This window comes from Pseudoduganella guangdongensis (assembly GCF_009857475.1).
Lineage (GTDB): Bacteria > Pseudomonadota > Gammaproteobacteria > Burkholderiales > Burkholderiaceae_D > Rugamonas > Rugamonas guangdongensis.
In genome coordinates this window covers 307175-318096 of sequence record NZ_WWCJ01000004.1, presented here as the reverse complement: position 1 = coordinate 318096, position 10922 = coordinate 307175, and the positions used below count along the sequence as shown (strand labels likewise).

At 66.0% G+C, this 10922-nt stretch carries 9 protein-coding genes; 5 read left to right on the top strand and 4 right to left on the bottom strand.

Features of this window, described 5'->3' with window-relative positions; translation table 11 throughout:
- Positions 1-46: 46 nt before the first annotated feature.
- Positions 47-1513, bottom strand: a complete 1467-nt coding sequence (locus GTP41_RS07535) for a Y-family DNA polymerase (protein WP_161024944.1) — start codon at positions 1511-1513, stop codon at positions 47-49.
- A complete protein-coding gene (gene imuA / locus GTP41_RS07530) occupies positions 1443-2129 on the bottom strand; it encodes a translesion DNA synthesis-associated protein ImuA (protein WP_161024943.1) in 687 nt (228 codons plus the stop codon). Before imuA ends, GTP41_RS07535 begins: the two co-directional genes overlap by 71 nt.
- 94 nt (positions 2130-2223) lie before the next feature.
- Here imuA and GTP41_RS07525 point away from each other — a divergent pair, with 94 nt between their 5' ends.
- The 3 genes from GTP41_RS07525 (at position 2224) to GTP41_RS07515 (ending at position 4479) form a co-directional block, all read left to right on the top strand.
- Positions 2224-2412, top strand: a complete 189-nt coding sequence (locus GTP41_RS07525; protein WP_161024942.1) for a hypothetical protein — start codon at positions 2224-2226, stop codon at positions 2410-2412.
- Between the two features lie 232 nt (positions 2413-2644).
- Entirely contained in the window at positions 2645-3880 is a 1236-nt protein-coding gene (locus tag GTP41_RS07520) for a putative Na+/H+ antiporter (protein WP_371867301.1), read from the top strand.
- 68 nt (positions 3881-3948) lie between these two features.
- The gene (locus tag GTP41_RS07515) at positions 3949-4479 is read left to right on the top strand and encodes a PRC-barrel domain-containing protein (RefSeq protein ID WP_161024941.1); all 531 of its coding nucleotides are present in this window, start codon (positions 3949-3951) and stop codon (positions 4477-4479) included.
- 186 nt (positions 4480-4665) lie between these two features.
- Here GTP41_RS07515 and hrpA read toward each other — a convergent pair whose 3' ends face one another.
- Positions 4666-8826, bottom strand: coding sequence for an ATP-dependent RNA helicase HrpA (hrpA, locus tag GTP41_RS07510; protein WP_161024940.1), 4161 nt, complete (start codon positions 8824-8826; stop codon positions 4666-4668).
- Positions 8827-8883: 57 nt separating this feature from the next.
- Here hrpA and argA point away from each other — a divergent pair, with 57 nt between their 5' ends.
- Together argA and GTP41_RS07500 are read left to right on the top strand one after the other, a co-directional pair.
- A complete protein-coding gene (argA, locus tag GTP41_RS07505; protein WP_161024939.1) occupies positions 8884-10194 on the top strand; it encodes an amino-acid N-acetyltransferase in 1311 nt (436 codons plus the stop codon).
- Between the two features lie 24 nt (positions 10195-10218).
- Positions 10219-10491: an oxidative damage protection protein gene (locus tag GTP41_RS07500; RefSeq protein WP_161024938.1), complete on the top strand. Its 273-nt coding sequence runs from the start codon at positions 10219-10221 to the stop codon at positions 10489-10491.
- A 22-nt stretch (positions 10492-10513) separates the two neighbouring features.
- Here GTP41_RS07500 and GTP41_RS07495 read toward each other — a convergent pair whose 3' ends face one another.
- Entirely contained in the window at positions 10514-10906 is a 393-nt protein-coding gene (locus GTP41_RS07495) for a hypothetical protein (protein ID WP_161024937.1), read from the bottom strand.
- Between the last annotated feature and the right edge of the window lie 16 nt (positions 10907-10922).

The following is a 10922-nucleotide window of genomic DNA, read 5'->3' as shown; positions in this document are numbered from 1 at the left end:
AGGCCTTCCTCTAAAAATTGCCCTAGATCAAATTTGGCGCGGATAATCAGGCGAACAGCCCGTGCAAAAACCAGCGTATATCCTCGCTGCCCGGGCTGCGCTCGCGGTACACCCAGTAGTAGGCGTGGTCCTCGCCCTCGGCGATGAAATAGTCGCGGCTCTGGGTCTGGCTCCACCAACCGGCTTCGATGCGCTCGGCCGTGGAAACCATGCGCAGCCGCGAGCCATAGTAGGGCCGGTGGTCGCGCAGCAGCAGCGCGATCGGCTTGGGCAGCAGGAAGGCCGGGCGCGGCAAGTTGCGCGGCGGCAACTGGGCAGCAACATCGGCTGGGCGCACTTTCTCATGCAGCGGGACCCAGCGGTTGGCCACTTCCGGCCGGTGGTCGGCCTTGGGGAAGGCTTGCAGCACATTCTCCGCGCCCAGGCGCGCCACCAGCACTTCAAACAGGCGCTGGCGCTCCTGCGGGCTACCGCCGGGCTCGGGGAACAGGGAGTCGCTGAGCGGGGCCATGGGCTCGACTTCGGGCGCTTCCAGCACCAGCCCGATGGCCGGCGCGGGCAATTCCAGCTTGGCCAGGCGCTCCTTCAGCAGGCGCACGATATGGTCTTCACGCCAGGTGGCTTCCGCCAGCACGATGTCGAGCGGCGTGGGCGGGCAGGCTGCGCGGCCGCGTTCATGCTCGAGCAGCAGGCGGATGCGCAGCACGGCAAACTGGTGGGCGCACAGCCAGCCCGTCATCTGCTGCAGCAGGCGGCAGGCGCCGGCCAGCAGCAAGTCGGTGTTGTCGATGCGGCCAAACAGTTCCAGCCGGGCCCGGAAGCTGGGCGGCGCGGCCAGCCATTGGTGCATTTCCGGCGCCAGGCCCTGGGCCGCATCCAGCATTTCCAGCACTTCGCCGCCGCAGCGGCGCTGCAGGCCCGGACGCGGCAGGCGCAGCAGGTCGCCGATGCTGAGGCAGCCGATGCCATCCAGCCAGCGCTGGTGACGCTGCAGGGGCGGCAACAGGGCGACCGGCAGCCGCTGCAAGGCGCGCTGCAGGCTTTCCAGCTTGAGCGCGCGGCCGCCGCCGGCGCACGCCAGCAGCCAGGCGCCGCGCGCGGTCGGCGCCACGCCCAGCACGCCCGTGAAGCCGAGCTTGCGCAAGCTCTCCTGCACCAGGCGGCACAAGCGGCGGATGCCGCCGAACAGGCGCAGGCTGGCGCCCACGTCCAGCAGCAGGCTGGCGCCGTCGCCTGGCGCCACTTGCGGCGTGTACTGCAGCATGGCCATCGCCACCGCATGCAGGGCTTCCTGCTCCTGCTGCGGGGCGCGCTCGTGCATGCGGGCCTCGGGGGCCAGCATCAAGGCGCCGCTGCGGCGCATGCCGGGGCGCACGCCCATCTGGTGGGCGCGGCGCGAGACGGCCAGCACGCCCTCCTGCTCCAGCACCACGCTGCACTGGTCAGCCGACCAGTTCGGACAGAATACTTCGAGCGGTAACCGGGTCAGGTACAGGCCAATCCACAGACGCATGGCGTTGCAATAAGGTTGGGGTTAATGGGAGGAACAGCGGCGTGTCGCGCTGCGGTCCCCGGCGTTTGATGAATTCGATCTCGAGGCCCCCGGGCGCCGGCCGCAAAGCCAGGCGCAGCGGCGCGGGGGAAGAATCCCGGGCCGCTGCCAGCGGACGCAGCAGGAAGAACAGGGTTGCGCCGCATTGCGCCGCCAGGTGCAGGCGGCGCAGCGCTTCGGTACGGATGTGCTGCTGCCACAACAGCACGGCGCCGCAACTGCCGCTGCGCAGGATTTGCTCAGCCGCCCACAGGCTGTCGGCCGGCTTGCCGGTGTTGCGGATCCATAGCAGTTGCTCAGGCGGCAACTCCAGCCCCAGGGGTTGCGGCGACAGGGGCGGCTGCACCAGCGCCACCGGCAGCTTCTGGGCGGCCAGCGGGGATTGCAATAAGCGCAACTCCCCGATGCCGGGTTGCGGCAGCAACAGCTCGATCAGCTGGCCCTGGGGCCAGCCGCCGCCGGGCAACTGGCGCGAGAAAACGGGGATGCCGGTATCCACGCACGGCGTCGTACCGCGCGTCAGTTGCGCGGCGAGCCAAAGGGCGGGGTGCAGGGGTTGGGGGTCGAGGAGCGCCATGGTGGAGAATACTGTATATGCATACAGTATAATCCTACGGGCGCGGGGAGAAAACCTGTTTTAGCGTGCGCGCATCCAACACCGCCTCGCTCCATTGCGCCAACTGCTCAACACTGGCGCGCTGCAAGCGCTTGCGGCTGCGGTGATCAAGGCGAACACATTGCGTTCCACCAGCAACTCGTACCCGCTGCGCCAGCGCAGGGTCGCGCTGGGATTGGACTTCGATATGCAGCACCTCGCGGCCATCGCGCAAGACCGCGCCGGCCAGCATGTCGGCGATTAAAGTATGCGGGCGTCCGCCCGCTCCCAGCCGGGCCGTCTCTTTGTCGCGAAACGGACGTGAGCGCAGCCGCGCAATCTCCTGCAGGGCGTATCGTAGCGGTCGCGGGAACGGGTCGGCATGAGGCGACTCTAGCGCCGGCCGCGCCCCGCCGCGGGCGAATTAAGCAAGGATAAGGCAGATAGGCAGCACACTGATAGAATCAGCAATATTGCCAACTTACATCCTGCCAGCCATGCAACAAATCGGCGCCATCCTGTTTGCCCTCGCCCTGCTCCACACTTTCAGCGCCAAAACGTTCGAACGCTTATCACACCGCTTCCCGCGCCACGCCGGCCTGCTGCACTTGCTGGGCGAGGTCGAGGTGGTATTCGGCTTCTGGGCCATGGTGCTGCTGGTGGTGATGGCGTTCGTGGCGGGGCCGCAGAACGCCATCGCTTACGCGGAGACGCAGCAATACACCGAGCCGCTGTTCGTGTTCGTGGTGATGGTGGTGGCGGCCTCGCGCCCGGTGCTCGATTTCGTGCAGCGCCTGGTGGACCTGCTGTCGGGCGGGCGTCCGGTGCTGCAAGCCTGGCTCGGCCTGGCGCTGGTGCCGCTGGCCGGTTCGCTGATCACCGAGCCGGCCGCCATGACGCTGGCGGCGCTGATGCTGGCGCCGCAAATCTTCCGCAACGGCGTACCGGAATGGCAGAAATATGCCGCGCTCGGCGTGCTGTTCGTTAACATCTCGATCGGCGGCACCCTGACCGCCTATGCCGCACCGCCGGTGCTGATGGTGGCCGCCACCTGGCAATGGGACAGCGCCTTCATGGCCGCCAACTTCGGCTGGAAAGCCACGCTCGCGGTGCTGGTCAACGCCAGCGCCGTCACCTGGCTGCTGCGCGAGCCGCTGCGCAAGGGCGCCGACAGCGATGCGGCCGCACCGGCAGCGCGCGCCCGCACGCCGCTGGGCACCAGCCTGATCCACCTGGCCTTCCTCGCCGCGGTGGTGCTGCTGGCGCACCATCCGGTACTGTTCCTCGGCCTGTTCCTGTTCTTCCTCGGCTTCACCAGCGCCTATCCGCAGCACCAGTCGCCGCTGATCCTGAAAGAAGCCTTGCTGGTCGGCTTCTTCCTGGCCGGTCTGGTGGTGCTGGGCAGCATGCAGCAATGGTGGCTGCAACCGATAGTCGAAGGCCTGCAGCCACTGGCGCTCTTCTTTGGCGCACTGGGCCTGACCGCCATCACCGACAACGCCGCCCTCACCTACCTCGGTTCGCTGATCGACGGCATCTCGCCGCAAGCGCAATACATGCTGGTGGCCGGCGCCGTGGCCGGCGGCGGCCTGACGGTGATCGCCAACGCGCCCAATCCGGCCGGTATCGCCTTGCTGCGCAAGGGTTTCCGCGATGAGTCGATCGGCGCGCTCGGTCTGCTGGCCGGCGCGCTGGCGCCCACCGCAGTCGCGGCGCTGGCGTTCTTCTTGTAGCGCGCGCCTCGCGTTTGCGGCTTGGGCTATCCTGCTTCTCACCCGTTCACACAATGAGGAGACGCAGAATGAGCTACTTAGACCGCGACAAATTCGGCATCTATCGCGACCGTGACGATAACGACGGCCCAGGCCCGCGCCTGATGGGCGCCGACACCCTGATGGGCGAAGACGTCTACAACCGCCAGGAAGAAGACCTGGGCGACATCAAGGAAATCATGCTCGACATGCAGACCGGCCAGATCGCCTATGCCGTGCTGTCCTTCGGCGGTGTACTGGGCCTGGGCGACAAGCTGTTTGCCGTGCCATGGCAAGCCTTGCAGCTGGACACTGTCAACAAGCGCTTCGTGCTGGACTGCAGCAAAGAGAAACTGGAAAATGCGCCGGGCTTCGACAAGGACCGCTGGCCCGACATGGCCGACCCGGAATTCGGCACCCAGGTGCACAGCTTCTACGGCACCACGCAATCGGGCATGCGCACCTCGACCGGCAGCGTGATGGGCTCGGGCACCAGCACCATGCAAAGCGGCTCGACCTCCGGCAGCAGCTATAGCGGCGGCTCCAGCGGCAGCATCAGCGGCGACAAGGGCAACTATTGATGGGCAGGCTTTGACGCTTTCCTGTCAAGCCCGCAGCGCGCATAAGGCAGACCATCGGCTGGTTTTCGAACCAGCCGCACTGCCATGCAAACAAGCGCCCAAGCAGGCGAAGGCCCCGGCCTGCGACCGGCCATGGCCGCAAGCAGAACCTGCGCCGCGTGTTCCAGGGGCGCCACTGCAAACGCTTTAGCGCTGCATCGATTCCCACACCTTGGTCAGGCGTTTGACCGAGACCGGCATCGGCGTGCGCAGCTCCTGCGCAAACAGGGAGACGCGCAACTCTTCCAGCATCCAGCGGTATTCGACCAGTTTCGGGTCGGTGTTCTTGCCGGCGGATTTGTCGCGCATCAGGCGCTGGAAAGGCGCGGCGGCCACGTTCCATTCCGCCATCGACTTGGCGTCGCGCGCAGGGTCGGCGCGCAGCTTCTCCAGCCGCACATTCATCGCCTTCAGGTAGCGCGGGAAGTGCGACAGCTGCGAGAACTCGTTCTCGATCAGGAAGCGTTTGTGCACCAGGCCTTGCAGCTGTTGCTGCATGTCCTGCGCCACCTGCTGGTTGATGCCCTGCAGCCGCTTGGGCAGGCCGTGGTACTCGGTCAGCACTTGCGACACCAGGCGTGCGATCTCGTTCACCAGCAGCACAATGCGCGACTTGCCTTCATCCTTGCGCTTGATGAAGCTCGCCTCGTCCAGCGGCAGCGGGTCTTGCAGGCAGGCGATGTCGATCGCCTTGGCGATGATCTGGTCGCGCAGCTCTTCCTGCGTGCCCATGGCCATGAACTGCATGCCCATCTGCTGCAGGTTGGGGATTGATTTCTCAACGAACTTGATCTGGTCGCGCATCTGCAGCATGAACAGGCGGCGTAGGCCGATGCGATGGGTGCGGGCGGCCACATTCGGGTCGTCGAACACTTCCAGGTCGCAGTGGGTGCCTTTGTCCACCAGCGCGGGAAAGCCGATCAGGCTTAGCTTGCCCTGCGTGATTTCCAGCAGCTCGGGCAGTTCGCCAAAGCTCCAGGTGCTGATGTTGGTGTGCTGCGCGGCGCTGGCGCCGCCCGCTGCTGCCGGGGTGGCCGCAGGGGTAGGCGCCTTGCCGGCGCCACGCGCGGCGTCGGCGGCAATGCCGCCGTGCTTGGGCTTGGCGCTGCCGGCGCCGCCGCCCGCGAGCTGCGCCAGCTGCGCGGCGGAGGCAGGCGTGTTGCCGCCTTCGGCCATGCGCTGGAAGCTCTGGCGCGCCTGCAGGCCGTATTCCGCCTGCAAGGTGGCCAGGTTGCGGCCCATGTCAAGCTGGCGGCCATGCTCGTCCACCACCTTGAAGTTCATGAAGTGGTGCGCTGGCAGCTGTTCCGGCTTGAAGTCGGAGGTCAGCACGCTGATCGTGATCTGCTTGCGGATGTCGGCAATGATCGCGTCGACCAGGTCGCCGCGCCCGAATTCGGTGCGCTCGCAGAACTTGGCCGCGTAGTCCGGCAGCGGGACCATATGGCGGCGCTGCTTTTGCGGCAGCGTCTTGAGCAGCAGGTGCACCTTCTCCTTCAGCATGCCCGGCACCAGCCATTCGCAGCGCTCGCGCGAGAGCTGGTTCAGCGCGTACAGCGGCACCGTCAGGGTGACGCCGTCGCGCGGCGTGCCCGGTTCGAAGTGGTAGGACAGCTGCATCTCCATGCCGGCCGCCATCATCTTCTTCGGGAACAGGTCGGTGGTGATGCCGGCCGCCTCGTGGCGCATCAGGTCGTCGCGGATCAGGAACAGCAGCTTGGGATTGTCGTGCGAGGCGTCCTTGTACCACTTTTCAAAACCGGCGCCGTTCACCACCTCGGCCGGAATCTCCTTGTCGTAGAAGGCTTCGATCAACTGGTCGTCCACCAGCACGTCCTGGCGGCGCGACTTGTGCTCGAGGTTCTCGATCTCGCGCACCAGCTTGTGGTTGTGCGCGAAGAATGGCGCGCGCGTGTCGTAGTCGCCGCCCACCAGGGCGTCGCGGATGAAGATCTCGCGCGCTTCAACCGGATTTTTCAGGCCGTAGTTGATGCGGCGCTGGCTATACACGACCAGGCCGTACAAGGTGGCGCGTTCGGACGCAGTCACCTGTGCCGGGCGTTTCTCCCAGCGCGGCTCGCCCCAGGATTTTTTCAGCAGGTGGCCGCCGATCTTCTCGATCCATTCCGGCTCGATACGGGCCACGCAGCGCGCATACAGGCGCGTGGTTTCCACCAGCTCGGCGGAGACGATCCACTTGCCCGGCTTCTTCGACAGGTGCGAGCCTGGCCAGATATGGAACTTGATGCCGCGCGCGCCCAGGTAGGCGCCGCCCGGTTCATCCTCGCCCTTGAAGCCGATATTGCCCAACAGTCCGGTCAGCAGCGCCATGTGCAGCTGGTCGTAGGTGGCCGGCAGCGCGTTGGTGCGCCAGCCTTGCTCTTTGACGATGGTGAGCAGTTGCGAGTGCACGTCGCGCCACTCGCGCAGGCGCAGCTGGTTCAGGAAGCTGGCGCGGCAGGTGTCCATCAACTGGCGGTTGGACTTCTTGTGTTCGATGGCGTTCTCGAACCACTGCCAGATTTTCAGGTAGCTGAGGAACTCGGACTTCTCGTCGGCGAACTTTTTGTGCGCCTCGTCGGCGGCCTGCTGGTGCTCCACCGGGCGGTCGCGCGGATCCTGCACCGACAGTGCGGCGGCGACGATCAGCACTTCGTTCAGGCAGTCGAATTCCTGCGCGCCCAGGATCATGCGGCCCACGCGCGGGTCGAGCGGCAGCTTGGCCAGCTTGCGGCCCAGCGGGGTCAGCGCGTTGTCGTCGTCGACCGCGCCCAGTTCCTGCAGCAGCTGGTAGCCGTCGGCGATGGCGCGGCCGAGCGGCGGCTCGATGAAGGGGAAGCTCTCCACGTCCGTCAGGTGCAGGGACTTCATGCGCAGGATGACGGAGGCCAGCGAGGAGCGCAGGATCTCCGGATCGGTGAACTTGGGCCGCTGCAGGAAATCCTGCTCGTCATACAGGCGGATACAGACGCCGTCGGCCACACGGCCGCAACGGCCGGCGCGCTGGTTGGCAGCCGATTGCGCCACCGGCTCGATCTGCAGCTGCTCCACCTTGTTGCGGTAGCTGTAGCGCTTGACGCGCGCCAGGCCGGCGTCCACCACGTAGCGGATGCCAGGCACGGTCAGCGAGGTTTCCGCCACGTTGGTGGCCAGCACGATGCGGCGCGCGTTGGTGGTGCGGAACACGCGGTCCTGTTCCTCCACCGAGAGGCGCGCGAACAGGGGCAGGATTTCAACGTGCGGCGGGTGGTGCTTGCGCAGGGCCTCGGCGGCGTCGCGGATTTCGCGTTCGCCGGGCAGGAACACCAGCACGTCGCCGCTGCCGATGCGGCAAACCTCATCGACGCCGTCGATGATGGCGTCCATCAGGTCGCGCTTGTCGCGCGCGGCGGCGGTGCGGGCGCCTTTGGCGTCCGGGCCTTGCTGCGCGCCCGGCACCACGACCTGGTCGCGTTCCACCGGGCGATAGCGCACTTCCACCGCGTACAGGCGACCGGAAACTTCGATCACCGGCACCGGCGGCTTGCCCTCCTGGCTGAAATGGCGGGCGAAGCGTTCGGCGTCGATGGTGGCGGAGGTGATGATCACCTTCAAGTCCGGGCGGCGCGGCAGGATCTGCTTCAGGTAGCCAAGCAGGAAGTCGATGTTCAGGCTACGTTCGTGCGCTTCGTCGATGATGATCGTGTCATAGCCCTTGAGCAGCGGGTCGGTCTGGGTTTCGGCCAGCAGGATACCGTCGGTCATCAGCTTGACCGAGGCGCCCTTGCTCAGGGTGTCGTTGAAGCGCACCTTGTAGCCGACGGTTTCCCCCAGCGGCGTGCCCAGCTCCACCGCGATGCGTTTGGCGGTGGACGAGGCGGCGATCCGGCGCGGCTGGGTGTGGCCGATCAGGCCTTTCTGGCCGCGCCCCAGTTCCAGGCAGATTTTCGGCAGCTGGGTGGTTTTACCGGAGCCGGTTTCACCCGAGACGATCACCACCTGGTGCTGGCTCAGGGCCGCGGCGATCTCCGCGCGGCGGCCGGAGACCGGCAAGTCTTCCGGGAAGGTGATCGGCGGCAGCGGATTGCGGAACGCTTGCACGGCTTCGCGGGCAGCGCGCTGTTCCGGCGTCTCGCGTTCACGGCGGCCCTCCCCCCGTTCGCCGGCGCGGCGCGGCGCGGCGCCAGGCGTGCGAGCGACGGCATCGGCGCCGGCGGGAGCACGCCCGCCACCTGGCGCGGGAGCGCGGCGCGCTTGCGGACGCGGCTCGCCTTGCGGGCGCTGGGAGCCTGGTTGCTGGGGTGGATTCTTCTTGCTTGCTTCTGACATCGTTTTTTACACTAGATTGGGCGCGAAAACCGCGCAGCGCATTATAATGCGCGGATAATGGAAAACCCTATCCAATTCGTCTCCTGGCTGCGCTCCGTAGCGCCCTATGTCCACGCCTTCCGCGGCAAGACCTTCGTGGTGGCATTCCCCGGTGAACTGGTCTCCGCCGGCGCCCTGCCGGTGCTGGCGCACGACCTGTCCTTGCTGCACGCCTTGGACATCAACGTCACCGTGGTCTACGGCTCGCGTCCCCAGGTCGCCGAGCAGCTGGCCCTGCGTAACGTGGCGGGCCGTTTCCATAATGGCATCCGCGTCACCGACACTGCCGCCATGGAATGCGCCAAGGAAGCCGCCGGCGAACTGCGCCTCGACATCGAGGCCGCGTTCAGCCAGGGTTTGCCGAACACCCCGATGTCGCACGCCGCAGTCCGTATCATTTCCGGCAATTTCATCACGGCCCGCCCGCTGGGCGTGATCGACGGCGTCGATTTCGAGCTGACCGGCGTCACCCGCAAGGTCGATGCCGAGACCCTGCATTCCATCATGGGCTCGGACGGCGTGGTGCTGCTGTCGCCGCTGGGCTTCTCGCCGACCGGCGAAACCTTCAACCTGACGATGGAGGACGTGGCCTGCACCGCCGCCATCGCCCTGCACGCCGACAAACTGGTCTTCATCACCGAAACCGAGATGATGACCGACGCCGGCGGCACCGAAATCCGTGAACTGTCCTCGCACCAGGCGGAAGCCGTGCTGCAAGCGGGCTTCCTGCCCGATAACACCGCCTACTACCTGAAGCACTGCGTCAAGGCCTGCAACAACGGCGTCGAGCGTTCCCACATCGTGCCCTTCGCCATGGACGGCTCGGCCCTGCTGGAACTGTTCACCCACGATGGCGTGGGCACCATGATCTCGCACGAGAACCTGGAATCGCTGCGCCCCGCCACCATTGAAGACGTGGGCGGCATCATCAAGCTGATCGAACCGCTGGAGGCCGACGGCACCCTGGTCAAGCGCGGCCGCGAACTGATCGAACGCGAGATCGAAATGTTCTCCGTCATCGAGCACGATGGCGTGATCTTCGGCTGCGCCGCGCTGTACGCCTTCCCGGAAGAAAAAATGGCCGAAATGGCATGCCTGACCGTCAACCCGGATGTGCAAGCCCAGGGCGACGGCGAGCGCATCCTGAAGCATATGGAAAACCGCGCCCGGGCGCAGGGCATCAGCAAGCTGTTCGTGCTGACCACCCGCACCGCGCACTGGTTCATCAAACGCGGCTTCGTGCCCGCCACTGTCGACGCCCTGCCGAAAGACCGCCAGCGCCTCTACAACTGGCAGCGCAAGTCGCAGGTGTTGATCAAGACCTTATAATTGTTTTTTTGAGGAGTACTGAAGATGGCCCGTACCGTCCACTGCATTAAACTGAACAAGGAAGCCGAAGGCCTCGACTTCCCGCCGTACCCGGGCGAGCTGGGCAAGCGTATTTATCAATCCGTGTCGAAAGAAGCGTGGGCCGCCTGGATCAAGCACCAGACCATGCTGGTCAACGAGAACCGCCTGAACCTGGCCGACGTGCGCGCGCGCAAATACCTGGCCGCGCAGATGGAGAAGCACTTCTTCGGCGAAGGCGCCGACCAGGCGGCCGGCTACGTGCCGCCCGCCGAGTAATTTAAATGGGGGCGCACCCCATTTACTGATTCACCAAATGGGGGACGCCCCCATTTAGTTTCATCGGTTTGCACTGGCGCAGCTCACAGCGCGCCAGGAACACCTTCCCGTTATCGCACGCCATCCGGTACACCTCCACCGGACCCGGCTCCGTCATCAGCCCTGCCCCCTGCCCGCCGCGGCACTGTTCGGCCTTCGCCAGTTGCTCCACCGTTGCCGATGAAATACCAGGGCGGAAATCCACCTTCTGCACTTCCACGCCGTTCACCATGACCCGTTTGGCGCTGGCATCCGCCTGCGCGGATTTGCGCGGCAGCGGCGCTTGGGCGAGCTCGGCGTCTTTCTTCAGGAAGGGAATGTAGGAACAGGCACTCAACAAACCAGCGGCCAGCAACAGCAGGGACAGTCGTTTCATGGGCTCTTTCTAAGCG